The sequence below is a fragment of the Streptomyces sp. NPDC021012 genome (assembly GCF_044333355.1).
Classification (GTDB): Bacteria; Actinomycetota; Actinomycetes; order Streptomycetales; family Streptomycetaceae; genus Streptomyces.
On sequence record NZ_JBIRQU010000003.1, the window covers coordinates 422,398 to 440,078 of the forward strand.

17 protein-coding genes are annotated in these 17,681 nt (G+C 72.8%); 11 read left to right on the plus strand and 6 right to left on the minus strand.

Going from position 1 to position 17,681, the window contains the following annotated elements; genetic code table 11:
- The first annotated feature begins 32 nt into the window (after positions 1-32).
- Positions 33-1,247, plus strand: coding sequence for an acetyl-CoA C-acetyltransferase (locus tag ACH4TP_RS11795; RefSeq protein ID WP_389230815.1), 1,215 nt, complete (start codon positions 33-35; stop codon positions 1,245-1,247).
- A gap of 40 nt (positions 1,248-1,287) precedes the next feature.
- Positions 1,288-3,462 (plus strand): 3-hydroxyacyl-CoA dehydrogenase NAD-binding domain-containing protein, encoded by a 2,175-nt coding sequence (locus tag ACH4TP_RS11800; protein ID WP_398192132.1) that lies wholly within the window; start codon positions 1,288-1,290, stop codon positions 3,460-3,462.
- Here ACH4TP_RS11800 and ACH4TP_RS11805 read toward each other — a convergent pair.
- Genes ACH4TP_RS11805 through ACH4TP_RS11815 form a run of 3 tightly spaced genes read right to left on the minus strand, consistent with a single transcriptional unit; the run spans position 3,449 to position 4,999 of the window.
- Positions 3,449-4,183 (minus strand): MerR family transcriptional regulator, encoded by a 735-nt coding sequence (locus ACH4TP_RS11805; protein ID WP_389230821.1) that lies wholly within the window; start codon positions 4,181-4,183, stop codon positions 3,449-3,451. The genes ACH4TP_RS11800 and ACH4TP_RS11805 overlap by 14 nt on opposite strands.
- Positions 4,184-4,238: 55 nt before the next feature.
- Entirely contained in the window at positions 4,239-4,790 is a 552-nt protein-coding gene (locus ACH4TP_RS11810; RefSeq protein ID WP_398192130.1) for a Clp protease N-terminal domain-containing protein, read from the minus strand.
- The gene (locus ACH4TP_RS11815; protein WP_030315760.1) at positions 4,790-4,999 is read right to left on the minus strand and encodes a helix-turn-helix domain-containing protein; all 210 of its coding nucleotides are present in this window, start codon (positions 4,997-4,999) and stop codon (positions 4,790-4,792) included. Before ACH4TP_RS11815 ends, ACH4TP_RS11810 begins: the two co-directional genes overlap by 1 nt.
- A gap of 84 nt (positions 5,000-5,083) precedes the next feature.
- On the opposite strand from ACH4TP_RS11815, the gene ACH4TP_RS11820 reads away from it, so the two are divergent.
- Together ACH4TP_RS11820 and ACH4TP_RS11825 are read left to right on the plus strand one after the other, a co-directional pair.
- Entirely contained in the window at positions 5,084-5,566 is a 483-nt protein-coding gene (locus tag ACH4TP_RS11820) for a macro domain-containing protein (protein ID WP_389230827.1), read from the plus strand.
- A 71-nt stretch (positions 5,567-5,637) separates the two neighbouring features.
- Positions 5,638-6,114, plus strand: coding sequence for a hypothetical protein (locus ACH4TP_RS11825; protein WP_398437288.1), 477 nt, complete (start codon positions 5,638-5,640; stop codon positions 6,112-6,114).
- A gap of 8 nt (positions 6,115-6,122) precedes the next feature.
- Here the strand turns inward: ACH4TP_RS11825 and sph are convergent, their stop codons facing one another.
- Positions 6,123-7,115 carry a sphingomyelin phosphodiesterase gene (gene sph / locus ACH4TP_RS11830; RefSeq protein WP_389230833.1) on the minus strand — a complete coding sequence of 331 codons (993 nt, stop codon included), beginning with the start codon at positions 7,113-7,115 and terminating at the stop codon, positions 6,123-6,125.
- A gap of 158 nt (positions 7,116-7,273) precedes the next feature.
- On the opposite strand from sph, the gene ACH4TP_RS11835 reads away from it, so the two are divergent.
- Both ACH4TP_RS11835 and ACH4TP_RS11840 read left to right on the plus strand, forming a co-directional pair.
- The gene (locus tag ACH4TP_RS11835) at positions 7,274-7,759 is read left to right on the plus strand and encodes a hypothetical protein (protein ID WP_389230836.1); all 486 of its coding nucleotides are present in this window, start codon (positions 7,274-7,276) and stop codon (positions 7,757-7,759) included.
- Positions 7,760-7,857: 98 nt separating this feature from the next.
- A complete protein-coding gene (locus tag ACH4TP_RS11840; RefSeq protein ID WP_398437290.1) occupies positions 7,858-8,808 on the plus strand; it encodes an oxygenase MpaB family protein in 951 nt (316 codons plus the stop codon).
- 89 nt (positions 8,809-8,897) lie between these two features.
- Here ACH4TP_RS11840 and ACH4TP_RS11845 read toward each other — a convergent pair whose 3' ends face one another.
- Positions 8,898-10,445, minus strand: coding sequence for a M1 family metallopeptidase (locus tag ACH4TP_RS11845; RefSeq protein WP_398437292.1), 1,548 nt, complete (start codon positions 10,443-10,445; stop codon positions 8,898-8,900).
- Positions 10,446-10,659: 214 nt separating this feature from the next.
- Between ACH4TP_RS11845 and ACH4TP_RS11850 the strand changes: the two genes are divergently transcribed.
- The 3 genes from ACH4TP_RS11850 to ACH4TP_RS11860 all read left to right on the plus strand — a co-directional run bounded on the left by ACH4TP_RS11850 (position 10,660) and on the right by ACH4TP_RS11860 (position 14,409).
- On the plus strand, positions 10,660-12,684 hold the full coding sequence (locus tag ACH4TP_RS11850; protein ID WP_398437294.1) for a Xaa-Pro dipeptidyl-peptidase: 2,025 nt from the start codon (positions 10,660-10,662) through the stop codon (positions 12,682-12,684).
- Positions 12,681-13,988, plus strand: a complete 1,308-nt coding sequence (locus tag ACH4TP_RS11855) for a M14 family metallocarboxypeptidase (RefSeq protein WP_398192121.1) — start codon at positions 12,681-12,683, stop codon at positions 13,986-13,988. The genes ACH4TP_RS11850 and ACH4TP_RS11855 overlap by 4 nt, the downstream gene beginning before the upstream one ends.
- A 118-nt stretch (positions 13,989-14,106) precedes the next feature.
- A complete protein-coding gene (locus ACH4TP_RS11860; protein WP_389230851.1) occupies positions 14,107-14,409 on the plus strand; it encodes a hypothetical protein in 303 nt (100 codons plus the stop codon).
- A gap of 82 nt (positions 14,410-14,491) precedes the next feature.
- Here ACH4TP_RS11860 and ACH4TP_RS11865 read toward each other — a convergent pair whose 3' ends face one another.
- Positions 14,492-15,454 (minus strand): FAD-dependent oxidoreductase, encoded by a 963-nt coding sequence (locus tag ACH4TP_RS11865; protein ID WP_398437296.1) that lies wholly within the window; start codon positions 15,452-15,454, stop codon positions 14,492-14,494.
- Positions 15,455-15,524: 70 nt separating this feature from the next.
- Between ACH4TP_RS11865 and ACH4TP_RS11870 the strand changes: the two genes are divergently transcribed.
- Positions 15,525-15,974 (plus strand): hypothetical protein, encoded by a 450-nt coding sequence (locus ACH4TP_RS11870; protein WP_398437297.1) that lies wholly within the window; start codon positions 15,525-15,527, stop codon positions 15,972-15,974.
- A 13-nt stretch (positions 15,975-15,987) separates the two neighbouring features.
- Complete coding sequence (locus tag ACH4TP_RS11875) at positions 15,988-17,625, plus strand: ABC-F family ATP-binding cassette domain-containing protein (protein ID WP_398187225.1); 1,638 nt, start codon at positions 15,988-15,990, stop codon at positions 17,623-17,625.
- Positions 17,626-17,681: the final 56 nt, after the last annotated feature.

Below are 17,681 nucleotides of genomic sequence, written 5' to 3' on the forward strand. Positions count from 1 at the left end.
CCTCGAAGAACCCTCATCGCGAAAGGCTTCCCGTGAGCACCGAAGCGTACGTGTACGACGCGATCCGCACCCCGCGCGGACGCGGCAAGGCCAACGGCTCCCTGCACGGCACCAAGCCCATCGACCTGGTCGTCGGCCTCATCCGGGAGATCCAGTCCCGCAATCCCGACCTCGACCCGGCCGCCATCGACGACATCGTCCTCGGCGTCGTCGGCCCGGTCGGCGACCAGGGCTCCGACATCGCCCGGATCGCCGCCATCGCCGCCGGACTCCCCGACACCGTCGCCGGCGTCCAGGAGAACCGCTTCTGCGCCTCCGGCCTCGAAGCGGTCAACATGGCCGCCATGAAGGTCCGCTCCGGCTGGGAGGACCTCGTCCTCGCCGGCGGCGTCGAGTCCATGTCCCGCGTCCCGATGGCCTCCGACGGCGGCGCCTGGTTCGCCGACCCGATGACCAACCTGGAGACCAACTTCGTCCCCCAGGGCATCGGCGCCGACCTCATCGCCACCATCGAGGGCTTCTCCCGCCGCGACGTCGACGAGTACGCCGCCCTCTCCCAGGAGCGCGCCGCCGCCGCCGTCAAGGACGGCCGCTTCGCCCGCTCGATCGTCCCCGTCAAGGACCGCGCCGGACTCACCGTCCTCGACCACGACGAGTTCATCCGCCCCGGCACCACCGCCGACACCCTGGCCCGCCTCAAGCCCTCCTTCAAGGACATCGGCGAGCTCGGCGGCTTCGACGCGGTCGCCCTGCAGAAGTACCACTGGGTCGAGGAGATCGACCACGTCCACCACGCGGGCAACTCCTCCGGCATCGTCGACGGCGCCTCCCTCGTCGCCATCGGCTCCAAGGAGGTCGGCGAGCGGTACGGACTGAGGCCGCGCGCCCGGATCGTCTCGGCCGCCGTCTCCGGCTCCGAGCCGACCATCATGCTCACCGGCCCCGCCCCGGCCACCCGCAAGGCCCTCGCCAAGGCCGGCCTCACCATCGACGACATCGACCTCGTCGAGATCAACGAGGCCTTCGCCGCCGTCGTCCTGCGCTTCGTCAAGGACATGGGCATCTCCCTGGACAAGGTCAACGTCAACGGCGGCGCCATCGCGCTCGGCCACCCGCTCGGCGCCACCGGCGCGATGATCCTCGGCACCCTCGTCGACGAGCTGGAGCGCCAGGACAAGCGCTACGGCCTCGCCACCCTCTGCGTGGGCGGCGGCATGGGCATCGCCACCGTCGTCGAGCGCGTCTGACGTCCCGTCCGCACCCCTTACTCACGGAGAAGCAGCAGTCATGAGCGAGAGCACCACCATCCGCTGGGAGCAGGACGAGACCGGGATCGTCACCCTCGTCCTCGACGACCCCAACCAGTCCGCCAACACCATGAACCAGGCCTTCCGGGCCTCGATCAAGGCGATCGCCGACCGCGTGGAGGCCGAGCAGGACTCCATCCGCGGCATCATCTACACCTCCGCGAAGAAGACCTTCTTCGCGGGCGGCGACCTCAAGGACATGATCAAGGCGGGCCCCGAGCACGCCCAGGACATCTTCGACAGCGCCATCGAGATCAAGAACGCGCTGCGCCGCATCGAGACCCTCGGCAAGCCCGTCGTCGCCGCCATCAACGGCGCCGCACTCGGCGGAGGCTACGAGATCGCCCTCGCCTCCCACCACCGCGTCGCCCTCGACGCCCCCGGCTCCAAGATCGGCCTCCCCGAGGTCACCCTCGGCCTGCTGCCCGGCGGTGGCGGCGTCGCCCGCACCGTCCGCCTCATGGGCATCACCGACGCCCTCCTCAAGGTGCTGCTCCAGGGCACCCAGTACGCCCCCAAGCGCGCCCTGGACAGCGGACTCGTCCACGAGGTGGCCGCCACCGCCGAGGAGATGATGGCCAAGGCCATCGCCTTCATCGACGCGCACCCGGAGTCCCGCCAGCCCTGGGACGTCCCGGGCTACCGCATCCCCGGCGGCACCCCGTCGAACCCGAAGTTCGCCGCCAACCTGCCGGCCTTCCCGGCCAACCTGCGCAAGCAGCTGAACGGCGCGCCCTACCCGGCGCCGAAGGCCATCATGGCCGCCGCCGTGGAGGGCTCCCAGGTCGACTTCGAGACCGCGATCACCATCGAGTCCCGCTACTTCACCGAGCTGGTCATCGGCCAGACCGCGAAGAACATGATCCAGGCGTTCTTCTTCGACCTCCAGGCGGTGAACTCGGGCGCGAGCCGCCCGAAGGACGTGGAGAAGCGGCAGGTCCGCAGGGTCGCCGTGCTCGGCGCGGGCATGATGGGCGCCGGCATCGCGTACTCCTGCGCCCGCGCCGGCATCGAGGTCGTCCTCAAGGACGTCTCCGCCGAGTCCGCCGCCAAGGGCAAGGCGTACTCCGAGAAGCTGTGCGCCAAGGCCGTCTCCCGGGGCCGTACGACCCAGGAGAAGGCCGACGCCCTCCTCGCCCGCATCACGCCCACCGCCGACGTGGCGGACCTGGCCGGCTGCGACGCGGTCATCGAGGCGGTCTTCGAGGACACCGCCCTCAAGCACAAGGTCTTCCAGGAGATCCAGCACGTCGTCGCCCCCGACGCCCTGCTCTGCTCCAACACCTCCACCCTCCCCATCTCCGTCCTCGCCGAGGGCGTGGAGCGCCAGACCGACTTCATCGGCCTGCACTTCTTCTCGCCCGTCGACAAGATGCCGCTCGTCGAGATCATCAAGGGCGAGCGGACCGGCGACGAGGCGCTGGCCCGCGCCTTCGACCTGGTCCGGCAGATCAACAAGACGCCGATCGTCGTCAACGACTCGCGCGGCTTCTTCACCTCCCGGGTGATCGGCCACTTCATCAACGAGGGCGTCGCCATGGTCGGCGAGGGCATCGAGCCCGCCTCGATCGAGCAGGCCGCCGCCCAGGCCGGCTACCCGGCGAAGGTCCTCTCCCTCATGGACGAGCTGACCCTCACCCTCCCGCGCAAGATCCGCAACGAGACCAAGCGGGCGATCGAGGAGGCCGGCGGGACCTGGGTCACCCACCCGGGCGAGGCCGTCATCGACCGCATGGTCGACGAGTTCGGCCGCCCCGGCCGCAGCGGCGGCGCGGGCTTCTACGAGTACGGCGAGGACGGCAAGCGCGGCAAGCTCTGGCCGGGCCTGCGCGAGCACTTCACCAAGCCGGGGTACGAGATCCCGTTCCGCGACATGCAGGAGCGGATGCTGTTCTCCGAGGCCCTGGACACCGTCCGGCTCCTGGAGGAGGGCGTCCTGACCTCCGTCGCCGACGCCAACATCGGCTCCATCATGGGCATCGGCTTCCCGGCCTGGACCGGCGGCATCCTCCAGTACGTCAACGGCTACGAGGGCGGTGTCGCGGGCTTCGTCGCCCGGGCGCGCGAGCTGGCGGCGACGTACGGCGAGCGGTTCGAGCCCCCGGCCCTCCTGGTGGAGAAGGCGGACCGCGGCGAGGTCTTCACCGACTCCTGAAGGCAGTCCTGAGCTCCTCGCTCAAGGACCGCTGAAAGGCCGTGAGGAGGGCCTGGACCACCATCGGCTGCATGTGCGCCGAGAGCGACTTCATCGCGCTCAGGTGGTCCGGGTCCTCCCCGCTCTCCCGGTACGGGCTCCACACCTCGTCCCGGAAGAGCCGGGACAGCTCCTGGGCGGCCGCGCGCGCGTGCTCCAGGAGCACGGTCCGCGAGGCGAGGATCGTCTCGTGCTCGATGGGCACGTCGAGCAGCTCGACCCCGAGCCGCAGCAGCGCCCCGTCGAGCCGGTACGTGTCGTCCTCGTCGGTCCGGTCCAGCACCCCCATCGCGGCCAGCCGGTCCACGTCCCGCTCGGTCAGCCCCCGCCCGGCCCGCCGCTCCAGCTCGCGCCGGGTGATCGTCTCGGCGGACTCGGGGGCCCAGGAGGCCACGAGGGCCCGGTGGATGGCGAGGTCCTGCGCGCTGAGGTCCTCGGGCAGCTGCTCCAGATACCGCTCGATGGCGGCCAGCGTCATTCCCTGCCGCTGGAGCTCCTCGATCAGCGCGAGCCGCGACAGATGGTCCTGCCCGTAGTGCCCCACCCGCCGCGCGCCGATGACGGGCGGCGGCAGCAGCCCCCGGGTCCCGTAGAACCGCACGGTCCGCACCGTGACCCCGGCCCGCGCGGCCAGCTCGTCCACGGTGTACACGGGCCCCTGCGCGTCGCTCGCCTGCTCCATGGTTCAACAGTATTGCTGTCTCACCATCGCTGTAAAAGACCCTGACGGGACCGGATCAGGAGGGCGCGGGGGAGGACAGGGCCGTGTCGACCGAGGTGAAGGTGACGCCGTGGTCGGCCAGCGCCTCGGCGACGACGCCGCCGAGGGCGGTGAGGGCCAGGAGGAGGTGCTCGTCGCCGATCTCGCGGTCCTTGCGGGCCACGGCCACGCGGAGCGACTTCTCCAGCACGGTCTTCGCCTCGCGGGAGAAGCCGAGACGGCCCGACCGCCCGGCGTCCTTGCGGTCCCCGGCCAGCGCGCCCGCGCCGTGGGTCTCCTCGACGCGCTCGACGATCGCGCCGAGGTCGATCCCGAGCCCGGCCAGGGCCTCCTCGTCCGCCCGGGACAGTCCGGCCCTGCGCCGCGCGTCGGACAGCGCGGAGACCAGGGACGCGCGGCGCTCCGGCGGGCACAGCCGCCCGAGCACCGCCGCCGCGCGGGTGTCCTCGCGGTCGAGCAGGGCCAGGAGGAGGTGCTCCGGGGTGACGACGGCCGCGCCCCCGCGCTCCGCATGCGTGGCCGCGCCCTTCACCGTGGCGCGCGCGGCCTTCGTGAACCGTTCGAACATCACTGCCTCCCGTACTTCTTGTGGACGGCCTGCCGGCTGACACCCAGCTCGGTCGCGATCTCCTGCCACGACCACCCCTGGTTGCGCGCACTGCGCACCTGGACGGCCTCCAGCTGTTCCAGCAATCGCCGCAGCGCGGAGACGGCCCGCAGCCCGACCCGGGGGTCGCGGTCACCGGCCCGTGCGGCGAGATCGGTCGCATCGGTCATGCTGTCAATGTAGGTTGACACCTGGAGATGTGTCAACCCTGGTTGACATGCCCGGTTGTCGGTGCCGCCTCCTACGGTGATCCCATGACCGTGATCGAGTACGTACGCGGGGACGCCACCGCGCCCCGGGGCAAGGGCGTCCGGATCGTCGCCCACGTCTGCAACGACCTGGGCGGCTGGGGCAAGGGCTTCGTGCTCGCCGTCTCGCGCCGCTGGCCGGAGCCCGAGGCGGCCTACCGCCGCTGGCACCGGGAGCGGGCGGGGAACGACTTCGGGCTCGGCGCGGCCCAGTTCGTGCAGGTCTCGCCGTACCTCTGGGTGGCGAACCTGGTGGGCCAGCGGGGCATCCGCACCGGGCGGAGCAGTGGGGTCCCCGTGCGGTACGAGGCGATCGACACCGCCCTCGGCCTGCTGGCGGACAAGGCCGTCGAGCTGGGGGCCTCGGTCCACATGCCCCGGATCGGCTGCGGACTCGCCGGGGGCAGCTGGAACCGGGTGGAGCCCTTGGTCCGGGAGCGGCTGACGGCTCGGGGGATACCGGTCACCGTGTACGACTTCGGCGGGTGACGGGTGTCGGAGCGGACCTTATAGAGTCGGCCGCTGTTCGGGTCGGGGGAACGGGAACACAGGGGAGTCGGATGTACGCGCAACTCAGGGAGACGGCCGGCGAGTTGGCCGGGGTTCTGTGGCGGGAGCACACCGTCTACCGGGAGCGGGGCGGGGGTGTGGTGATCCGGGGCGAGCACGTGGGCCGCTGGATCAGCCTCGCCCCGACCGGGGGTGAGAACCGGGCCCTGATGAGGGCGGGGCGGCTGCTGGACGGGGGGACGACCGCCCCGGCCCGTACGGAGGTGGTCGTCGACCTGACGGTCGGGACGGCGGAGCTCGCGGCGGTCTGCCGCCGGCTGCTCGCCGAGGTCGCGGCGGCGGCCGAGCCGGTGCGGGAGGCGGGGAAGGACAGGAAGAAGGCGGGGCGGACGGCTCGCGCCGCCCGCCCCGCCCGGCCGCCCCGCAGGGAGCGGCACACCAGCCTCGGTTCGTGGTTCGTCCTGCTGTGTGTCGCCGGAGTGCTCGGTGCCTGGCTGTACAGCCTCTTCGGCGGCTACGGGTACTGACGGACAGGTCAGTACGCGGTCACGGGGTAGTGGTCGGAGAGGTTGGTGTAGGTGTACGACGTGCCCCAGCTGGAGACCGTCCACGGCGCGCTCTGCTCCAGGACCACGTTGTTGGTCCAGTTGGCGGGCCGGGCGTTCCCGGCCCGGTAGAGGACGTAGTCGAGGTCCTCGCGCGGGTCGGTCGGGTAGCGGTAGTTCGCGATCGAGTTCAGCTGGGTGTCGAAGGAGTACGGGTGGCCGGTGCGGGCGTCGGCCGCCACCAGGCCCGCGTCGGCGAGCATCGTGTCGTACTCGGGCGTGTGCGAGTCGACGTTCATGTCACCGGCGACGATGACCTGCTCGTCCGCCGGGATGTTCTTGGCGTCGAGGAAGGCGTCGATCGCCTTGAACTGGCGGCTGCGCATCTGCGCCGCCTCGCCCGCCGAGCAGCCCGGGTCGGTCGAGTTCGCATGCGTGCCGAGGACGTGGACGAGGGTGCCGTTCACGTTCAGGACGACGTAGGCGAAGCCCTTGTTCGCGTACCAGTCGGCGCCGCAGGCGTCCTTGTAGACGTACTGCTCCTTGCGGACGATCGGCCACTTGCTGAGGATCGTCACCCCGCCGTCCTCGGGCGTGGTCGAGGAGTAGGCCCCGCCGGTCGCGTCCCAGCCGGTCTTGCTGCGGCCGACGACGGGGGTCTGGTACGGGTACTGGGCGGAGGCGTTCGCCTTGAGGGCGTCCGAGGCGGAGTTGTCGAAGGTCTCCTGGAGCACCACGACGTCCTGCCCCTGGAAGAAGGGGGCGGCGGGGATCGCCTTGGCCCGGTGGTCCTGGCCCCAGTTCGGGTAGAGGGTCTTCGACATCAGGAACGTGTTGTACGTGAGCACCTTCAGGCGCGGCGCCTCGGTGGTCGCGGCGGACGCGGCCGGGGCGGCCGTCGCCAGGGTGGCGGCGGCGAGCGCGAGCGAAAGGACGGCGCCGGGGGCGCGGCGGAGCGCGGCGAACGACACGTGAACTCCCATGAGTACGTGGGGGGTTGGGCTGGCGCCGCACATACAATCAGCCAGGGTTACCTTCCGGTAGCCTTTGGATGCCGGGAATCTGGCCGAGCTCGCAAGATCACGCCAACTCTGGCGCCGGTGCCTGAATTGTCCTGTTTTGGAGCAGGTAGAATGCGCGCATGACCCTCGCGAACTCCACTGTCTTCAAGATGGACCTCGGTCCCCTCAACCCCGTCTGGGCCGAGCTCATCCTCGGCGCGGTGCTGTTCGGGCTCACCTTCCTCATCCTGGCGAAGGGCATCCTCCCGAAGATCAAGCGCACCCTCGACGAGCGTGACGACGCCATCGAGGGCGGCACCGAGCGCGCCGACGACCTGCGCTCCGAGGCCACCGCCATCCGCGAGCAGTACGAGGCCGAGCTCGCCGAGGCCCGCCACGAGGCCGCCCGCATCCGCTCCGCCGCCACCGAGGAGGGCTCGGCCGCCATCGCCGCCGCCCGCGCCGAGGGCCAGGCCGAGCGCGACGCGATCCTCGCCGCCGGCACCGCCAAGATCGCCGAGGAGCGCGCCGCCGCCGAGCGCGAGCTCAACGCCGACGTCGACGCCTGGGCCCACGCCCTCGCCGCCCGCATCGTCGGCGAGCCGGTCGGCGCCGACCGCGCCTGACCCCGTACTTCCACGGAAGGGGCCGTCACCCGGGCCGCAGAGCCCGGGCGACGGCCCCTTCGTCATGCGTGGCAGCCTGGACACATGAGGAGAAGGCCATGGACCGCGTGAAGCCGCTCGACCGGGCCCCGGCCGGTCACGACCCCGTGCCGCCGCCCGTCGGCGGAGTGCTCTGGAGCGTCGCGGGGGACGTCCGGGCCCTCCTCATGCTGCCCGCCGCCCTCACCCTCCAGGTCGCCCACCCCGCGATCGGCGCCGGCGTCGACGACCACTCGGTCTTCCGCACCGACCCCTGGGGCCGCGGCGAGCGCTCCCTGCGCTCGCTCCAGCTGTGGATCTACGGCGGCGAGGAGGCCGCGCGGGAAGGCCGCCGGCTCCGGGAGCTGCACCGGACGATCCAGGGCACCGACGCCCACGGCCGCCGCTACCACGCCCTCACCCCGGCCTACTACTCCTGGGTGCATGCGACCGGCTTCCCCGTCTACCAGCACGGGCTCCGCCTCCTCGCCCGCCCCCTCACCGAGGCGCAGGAACGGCAGCTGTACGCCGAATGGCTCCAGGTCGGCCGGATCCTCGGGATCCACGACCGGGACATGCCGCAGACGATCGAGGCGTTCTGGCCGTACTACCGGAAGGTCCTCGCCGAGGAGATCGAGGCCACCACCGTCGTACGGGAGCTGCTCGACACCGACCTGCCGGTGCCCGCCCCCGACCGGGGCCCGCTCCCGCTCCGGCTCGCCCTCCGCCTCCTCTGGCCGCTCCTCCGCCGCCCGTTCCTGCGGCTGCGCGCCTTCCTCACCGTCGGCCTGATGCCGCCGGACGCCCGGGAGGCCATCGGCCTGGAGTGGACGGACGCCCAGGAACGCACCCTGCGCCGCTTCGCCCGGGTGGTCCGGGTCGTGGTCCCGGCCCTCCCCGAGCGCCTGCGCTACCTCCCCCTGGCCCGCAAGGCCCGCGCGAACGCCGTTGCGGGCAATCGTTCCGCCGGGGCGGAACGGGTGGGCGCAACGGACAGTGCCCTTGCCGGCACCGGAGGCTCCCGCGCCTGAACCCGCACCCCGTGCGAGCTGTGCACGGGGTGCGGGCCAGGGCTCGGAACGCGGAGGCGCCGCTGAAAGGCGCCGCCCCGTGTGCCGGATCAGCGCCCGGCGTGGCCCTGGTGGGCGTCGTCGTGGATCGTGTTCGTCTCCGCGATCTTCTTCCACGACTTCGGCTGCGCGGGCTTCGCCGGCTTCGCGGTGGTGCGGCCCGACGGTGCCGCGGCGGGAGCGGACAGGCCGGCCGCGGTCGCCGAGGAGGCGGCCGGCTTCGACGGCTGGTACAGCCAGGTGTCGAAGAGCCCGGCCAGCGGCCGGCCGGAGACCCGCTCCGCGTACTTCACGAAGTCCGACACGTGCGCGTTGCCGTAGGCGTTCTCCTGCGGCCAGCCCTTCAGGATCGCGAAGAAGGTCTCGTCGCCCACCTCGTTGCGCAGCGCCTGGAGCGCCAGCGCGCCCCGGTCGTAGACGGCGATGTGGAACTGGTTGTCGGCGCCCGGGTCACCCGGCTTCACCGTCCAGAACGGGTCGTCGGCCGCCCGCGTGGCGTACACGTAGTCCGCCAGCTCCTGGGCCGTGCCCTCGCCCTCCTTCTCCGACCACAGCCACTGGCTGTACCGGGCGAAGCCCTCGTTGACCCAGATGTCCTTCCAGTCCTTCACGGACACGCTGTCGCCGTACCACTGGTGGGCCAGCTCGTGGACGACCACCGACACGTTCGCGCCGTTGGCGAACTGCCGCGGGCTGTAGAACGGACGGGTCTGCGTCTCCAGGGCGAAGCCGCTGGTCACGTTGGGCACGTAGCCGCCGAGGGCGTTGAAGGGGTACGGCCCGAAGACCGACTCCAGCCACTCCGCCACCTCGGTCGTGCGCTCGATCGAGGCACGCGCCGCGCCCGCGTTGTCGCCGAGGTCCTTGCTGTACGCGTTGAGGACGGGCAGCCCGTTCGCCGTCTTGTCCGTCGTGATGTCGAACCTGCCGACGGCGAGCGTCGCCAGGTACGTCGCCTGCGGCTTGTTGGAGCGCCAGTTGAAGCGGGTCCAGCCGAGCCGCGAGGACTGCGACTGCAGCACGCCGTTGCTGATGGCCTGGACGCCGTCCGGCACCAGGACCGACACGTCGAAGGTGGCCTTGTCCAGCGGGTGGTCGTTGGACGGGAACCACCAGACGGCCGAGTCCGGCTCCTGCGCGGCGACACCGCCGTCCGGGGTGCGGGCCCAGGCGGACCAGCCGTCGATCTTGAACTCGGAGGGCTTGCCCGCGTAGCGGACGACCACCGTGACCGGCGTGTTCTTCGCCAGCGGGCTCGCCGGGGTGACCTCCAGCTCGTGGTCGCCCGAGGTGGCGAACTTCGCCAGGCGGCCGTTCACCCGGATCTCGCCGACCTTCAGACCGAGGTCCAGGTTGAAGCGGGACAGGTCCTGCGTGGTGGTGGCGAGGATCGTCGCCGTGCCCTCCAGGAGGTCCGTCGCGGGCTGGTACTTCAGGCGCAGGTCGTAGTGCGAGACGTCGTAGCCGCCGTTGCCGCTGGCGGGGTAGTAGGAGTCGCCGATGCCCGGGGCGCCCGGGGTGAAGGAGGCGGCCGATGCCGGGATCGCCAGCAGCAGAGAGGCCGCGAGGGCGCTCGGAACGATGAGTCTGCGGTGCACGGGTGCTCCCCAAGTCATAAGAAACGTAAGACGCACGGGTGGTCGTCGGTCCTTAACTCGGAGCCTATTCAGCCTCCAGACGCACCGTCACGTCCAGAGGACCCCCTGTCACACGATCGCCATTCGGCCGACATGAACCTTCCGCCACCCGAATCCCACCCGAATGCCTCCGGCACTCTTTTGCACGGGACTTGACCGGGGTACGTTCCGGCGCATGCCGATGCGAAAGCGGAGAACCCGCGGAGCCCGACTGACCTGTGGAACCCTCGTGTCCGCGGCCACGGCCGCCCTGTTCGCAAGCCTCGTCACCCCCGCCGGGGCACAACCGGAACAGGCCGCGCCCGCCGCGCCCCTCGTGCGCGAGTCCCGCCCGGTCCACTCGTACGCCGACGCCGTCCGTGAGTCCGTCTGGGTGGACACCGGCCTCGACGGCGACGGCGACGGGCGCGCCGACCGGGTCGCCGTCGACATCGTGCGCCCCCGCGAGCCCGCGGCGGCCGGCCGGAGGATCCCGGTCATCATGGACGCCAGCCCGTACTACGCCTGCTGCGGGCGCGGCAACGAGAGCCAGAAGAAGACCTACGACGCCGACGGCGACCCCGTCCAGTTCCCGCTCTTCTACGACAACTACTTCGTCCCGCGCGGCTACGCCTTCGTCGCCGTCGACCTCGCCGGGACCAACCGCTCCGACGGCTGCGACGACGTCGGCGGCCGCTCCGACGTCCAGTCCGCGAAGGCCGTCGTCGACTGGCTGAACGGCCGCGCCCGCGGCTACACCTCCCGCACCGGGGACACCCCGGCCCGCGCCACGGCCTGGTCCACCGGGAACGTCGGCATGATCGGCAAGAGCTGGGACGGCACCATCGCCAACGGCGTCGCCGCCACCGGCGTCGAAGGGCTGAAAACGATCGTTCCGATCGGCGCCATCTCCTCCTGGTACGACTACTTCCACTCGCAGGGAGCCCCGCTCTACGACGCCAACCCGAGCTGGCTCTCCGACTACGTGAACAGCCCCGAGGCCCAGGGCCGCTGCGGCGCCGTCCAGGACCGCGTCACCGCCGGCACCCCCTACAGCGGCGACCTGACCCCCGCCTGGGACGAGCGCGACTACGTGAAGGACGCGGGCAAGGTGAGGGCCAGCGTCTTCGTCGTCCACGGACAGCAGGACCTCAACGTGCGCGCCGGCCAGTTCGGCCAGTGGTGGGACGCGCTCGCCGCCCACGGCGTCGAGCGGAAGATCTGGCTCTCCCGGACCGGTCACGTCGACCCCTTCGACTACCGGCGCGCCGACTGGGTCCACACCCTGCACCGCTGGTTCGACCACTACCTCCTGGGCTACGACAACGGCATCGAGCGGGAGCCCGCCGCCGACGTCGAGCGCGCCCCGGACGTCTGGACCACCGACCGGCAGTGGCCGCCGCGCGCCACCACGACCACCACCCTGCGCCCCGCCCCCGGTGCCGCCTCCGGCCCCGGCGTCCTCGGCCGCGCGCACGCCGCCCCCGGCTCCACCGCGACCTTCACCGACGACCGGGGCCTGGGCGAGCTGGACTGGGCCGCCCGGATCGACTCCGCGACCCCCGAGAAGGCCGGGTTCGTCACCCGCCCGCTCTCCCGGGACCTGCGGATCGCCGGCTCCTCGAAGGTGACGGTCACCGCGACCCCCACCACCTCCACCGCGCACCTGACCGCCGTCCTCGTCGACCTCGGGCCCGCCACGATCCGGGACTACACGGCCGAGGGCGAGGGCATCACCACCCTCACCGACCGCAGCTGCTGGGGCGCGAGCACACCGGGCGACAGCGCCTGCTTCAAGGAGACGGCGGCCCGGACGGCGGACGTCACGTACGACGTCGTCAGCCGGGGCTGGGCCGATCTCGGCACCTGGGCCGACCCGCGCGAGGGGCGCCCGCTGACCCCCGGCAGGGCGTACACCCTCACCCTGGACCTCGCCGCGGCCGACCACGTCGTCCCGGCCGGCCACCGGCTCGCCCTGATCGTCGGAGGCACCGACAAGGACCTCCTCGATCCTCCGTCGACCACCCCGACCCTCACCCTCGACCTCGCCCGCACCTGGGCGAAGCTGCCCCTGGTCGGCGGCGCCGGGGCGTTCGAGCGGGCGACGAAGGGCCGGGCCCCGGTCCTGCCGTCGCCCACCCGCCTCCCGTCCCTGACCGCCCCCGTCCCGCCGGCCGCCGCCACCGGCCCGCGCCTGCCGGTCCCGGGGGTGGCGCGATGAACCCCCGTACCGGAAAGCGGAGTTCCCGGCGGACGCTCGCCCTCGCGGTGGGCGCCGCCGCCCTCGCCCTGCCGCTCGTCACCGTCCCCGCCAAGGCGGCGGACAGCGCGCCCGCGCAGGCCCTCCCGCGCACCGGCTTCGAGGAGAGCCGGGGCGCCCGCTGGACGAGCGAGGCCGAGGAGAGCGCGTTCCTCGCGGCCGTCGAGCGGGGGAGCGACCGGGTGTCGCTGCGCCGGATCGGCACCACCGGGCAGGGCCGCCCGCTGCGGCTCGCCACCCTCGGTACGGGGGCCACCACCGTGCTGCTCGTCTGCAGCCAGCACGGCGACGAGCCGGCGGGCCGGGAGGCCTGCCTGAGCACGGTGCGCGACCTCGCGTACGCCCGGGACAAGGAGACCTCGCGCTTCCTCGCCCGCACCACCCTCCTCGTCGTCCCCACCGCGAACCCCGACGGCCGGGAGGCCGACACCCGGGGCAACGGCGACGGCGTCGACGTCAACCGCGACCACCTCGCCCTGCGCACCGCCGAGGCGCGCGCGATCGCCGCCGTCCTCCGCGACCGGAAGCCCGCGCTCGTCTACGACCTCCACGAGTACGGCGCCACCCCCCGCTACTACGACAAGGACCTGCTCGCCCTCTGGCCCCGCAGCCTCGACACGGACCCGCGCGTCCACGACGAGTCCCGGACGCTCTCGGAGTCCTACGTCCGGCCCGCCGCCGGGCTCGCCGGGTACAGCAGCGGCATCTACGGCATCTGGACCGACCCGATCACGGGGGAGCCGGTCAAGCAGGTCGCCGGCGACGGCCAGGAGCGGATCCTGCGCAACACGGCCGGCATCAAGCACTCCGTCGGACTGCTCGTCGAGACCCGCGTGAACGCCTTCGACCAGGCCGAGAAGGACGACCCGGCCCTCAACCACCGGCGCCGCGTCGCCACCCAGCACGCCGCCCTGGAAGGGGCCTTCGCCTACCTCGACGAGCGGCGCGGGCCGCTCGCGGCGGCCACCGCCCTCGCCCGGGCCGCCGGCTTCGCCGACCGGGGCCCGGTCTACCTCGGCGGCGCCGACAACGACCCGGCCGAGCCGGCGGAGATCCTCGCCGACCCGCCCTGCGGCTACCGCCTGGACGCCGCCCAGTACGCCGAGGTGGGCGACGAACTCGCCCTGCACGGCGTGACCGTACGGGCGGAGGGCGCCGGGGCGTTCGTACCGCTGCGCCAGTCGCGGCGGGCGCTCGTGCCGCTGCTCCTGGACGCGCGGGCCACCTATCACCTCGTCAGTGGGAGTCCTGTGGAGGAGTGTTGACGATCGGGTGACCCCGGCCCGGTGTGGCGCGATTCCGGTATTTGCCGAGGTAAAGTTACCGGTCGGTACTGACCATGCCTCGAAAGGGCTGTCGCAGCCCTGGAGTTGGAGAACCACCATGCGCCACACCAAGCCCGCGCGCCGCGCCCTGACGGCCCTGCTCGCCACGACGCTGCTCGCCGGGGGCGTGCTGCTCGGCCAGACGGCGACCGCCGAGCCGGCCGCCGCCAAGACCGTCACCTGCAACATCAGCAAGCTGCGGGCGGACGCCCGCAAGGAGCGCGACCGCGCCGCCCGACTCAAGAGGGACGGCGCCCCGACCGAGGCCCGCAAGGCCCTCGCCCACGCCGACGCCCTGGAGCGCCGGGCCAAGCAGTGCGCCGACGCGGACAACAACAGCAGGCCGCCGCTCTGGAAGTAGGAAGCGGTACGTCGCGCGGGGCGGTTGCCATCCGAAAGGACGGCAACCGCCCCGCAGGCGTCCCGGTCCTGCCCCGCGGCCGTCAGGGCATCGCCGTCGCCAGCTCCGTCGCCGCGTCCGCGCAGCCCCAGGCGACCGTCACCCCCGCGCCGCCGTGCCCGTAGTTGTGGACGAGCCGTCCGCCGCCCGGAGGCGTCACCGCCTCGATCCGCACCCCGCCCGCCCGCGCGGGCCGCAGCCCCACCCGGTGCCCGAGGATCCGGGCCTCCGCGATCTCCGGCCGCACCCGCGCGCACCGCGCCACGATCGCCGCCGCCGTCGCCGGATCCGGGGCGAGCCGCTCGTCGCCCTCCTCCGCCGTCCCGCCGAGCACCAGCCGGTCGGAATGCGGGAAGAAGTACGTGGTCTCGTCCGCCGACTCGTCCGCCGCCGTGAACCACTCCTCGATCCCCGGGTTCTCCACCAGGACCAACTGCCCCCGCACCGGCCGCAGTCCGGGATCCGGTACGAGCTCCCGCGCCGCGAGCCCCGTGCAGTCGACCACCACCCGCGCCTGCGTCGTCGCCTCCTCGAAGTCGCTGATCCCGTGCCGCTCGAAGATCCCGCCCATGGCCTCGAAACGGCTCCGCAGGAAGGCCAGGTGGACCGGCATGTCGATCAGCGGCAGGCGCGCCGCGAGCCCCGTGCGGTACGGCCCCGGAACCGCCTCCGGCGGCAACTGCCGCAGCCCCTCGACCTCCCTGGCCCACGGACCGAGACCTCCGAGCTCGGTGCCCGCGTGGACCCCGGCCACCCACCGGACCCCGGTCCGCTCCGGGTCGCCGGCCAGATCCGCGTACACCCGCAGGGAGTTCAGCGCCCAGGCGCCGACCTCGGCCGCCGGTTCGATCCGGTACGGCCACCACAGGGCACCCGCCACCGCCGAGGTCGTCGCCCGCGGGTCGTCCCGGGACCAGATCCGTACCCGACGCCCGCGCTCCGCCAGCCGCGTCGCCGTCGCCAGGCCGACGACCCCGCCCCCCACCACGATCACGTCGTTCTTCATGCCCGGGACCGTACCGGGACCATGACATTTCCGGGACGGCGCGGCCACGGAAGGCGGAAACACTGGAGTCATGCCGGTCCCGTACACCTCCCTCGCCCTCGTCCCCGCCGACCCGACGGGCGGCGGCCACCCCCACCACGACTTCCTCGTCGACGGCAGGCCGCTGCTCCACCGGCTCGACGAGACCGAGGGCTTCGGCACCGTCTCGCCCCTCGCGGCGGACATCCCGCCCACCGTCCGCCCCGAGCACGCCCACCGGCTCCTCCTGGCCGACGGCACCCGCCAGGTGATCCACTCCTGCCCCGACTGCGAGGACCCCGGCTGCGGCGCGGTCACCGCCGTCGTCGCCCGCGAGGGCGGGGACGTCGTCTGGCGGGACTTCGCCTGGCAGACCGGTACCGCCGCCGACCCCGTACGCGAGGGCTACCCCGGCGTCGGCCCGTACCGCTTCCCAGCCGCCGCCTACCGGTCCGTACTGCTCCGGCTCCTCGAATCCCCGGCGTGTCGCCGCGTCGCCTAGGATTCGTTCCCTGATGACTGCCACTCTCGTCGCCAAGGACCTCGCCGCCGGCCACGGCGAACGCACCCTCTTCGCCGGGCTCGACCTCGTCGTCGCCCCCGGCGACGTCATCGGCCTCGTCGGCGTCAACGGCGCCGGGAAGTCGACCCTGCTGCGGCTGCTCGCCGGGCTCGACACCCCGGAGGAGGGCGAGCTGAGGCTCTCCCCGCCCACCGCCGCCGTCGGCCACCTCCCGCAGGAGCCCGAGCGGCGCGCGGGGGAGACCGTGCGGGAGTTCCTCGCCCGCCGCACCGGCGTCGCCGCCGCCCAGGCCGCCATGGACGAGGCCACCCAGGGCCTCGTCGACGGCACCCCCGGCGCGGACGACGCGTACGCGACCACCCTGGACCGCTGGCTCAACCTCGGCGGCGCCGACCTCGACGAGCGCGCCGAGGAGGTCGCCGACTCCCTCGGCCTCACCGTCGGCCTCGACCAGCCGATGACCGCCCTCTCCGGCGGCCAGGCCGCCCGCGCCGGCCTCGCCTCGCTGCTCCTCTCCCGCTACGACGTCTTCCTGCTCGACGAGCCCACCAACGACCTCGACCTCGAAGGCCTGGAGCGCCTGGAGGCCTTCGTGAAGGGGCTGCGCGCCGGCACGGTCGTCGTCAGCCACGACCGCGAGTTCCTCACCCGCACCGTCACCAAGGTCCTCGAACTCGACCTCGCCCAGCAGCAGATCACCCTGTACGGCGGCGGCTACGAGGCCTACCTGGAGGAGCGGGACACCGCACGCCGCCACGCGCGCGAGGAGTACGAGGAGTACGCCGACAAGAAGGCCGCCCTGGAGGGGCGCGCCCTCATGCAGCGCAACTGGATGGACAAGGGCGTCCGCAACGCCCGCCGCAAGGCGACCGACAACGACAAGATCGGCCGGAAGCTGCGCGGCGAGGCCAGCGAGAAGCAGGCCGCGAAGGCCCGGCAGACCCAGCGCATGATCGAACGCCTCGACGTCGTCGAGGAGCCCCGCAAGGAGTGGGAGCTGCGCATGGAGATCGCCGCCGCGCCCCGCTCCGGCTCCGTCGTCGCGACCCTGCGCGAGGCCGAGGTGCGCCGCGGCGACTTCGCCTTCGGCCCCGTCACCCTCCAGATCGACTGGGCCGACCGGGTCGCCGTCACCGGGGCCAACGGCGCCGGGAAGTCGACCCTGCTCGCCGCCCTCCTCGGCCGCCTCCCGCTGGACTCCGGCGACGCGGTCCTCGGCTCGGGTGTCGTCGTCGGCGAGGTCGACCAGGCCCGCAAGCTCTTCCACGGCACGGAGACGCTCCTGGAGGCCTTCTGCGCGGCCGTGCCCGAGACCGAGCCCGCCGAGGTCCGCACGCTGCTCGCCAAGTTCGGCCTCAAGGCCGTCCACGTGCTGCGGCCCGCCACCACGCTCTCTCCGGGCGAGCGGACGCGCGCCGCGCTCGCCCTGCTCCAGGGCCGGGGCGTGAACCTGCTCGTCCTCGACGAGCCGACCAACCACCTGGACCTGCCGGCCATCGAGCAGCTGGAGTCCGCGCTCGACTCGTACACCGGCACGCTGCTGCTCGTCACCCACGACCGGCGGATGCTCGACGCGGTCCGCACCACCCGCCGCATCGAGGTCGCCGACGGCAAGGTGACCGAACTCTGATGCCGGTCCCCTGCGGACGGGGGCCCGGGACGACGGGTCTCCGCGCGGTGCCGGTC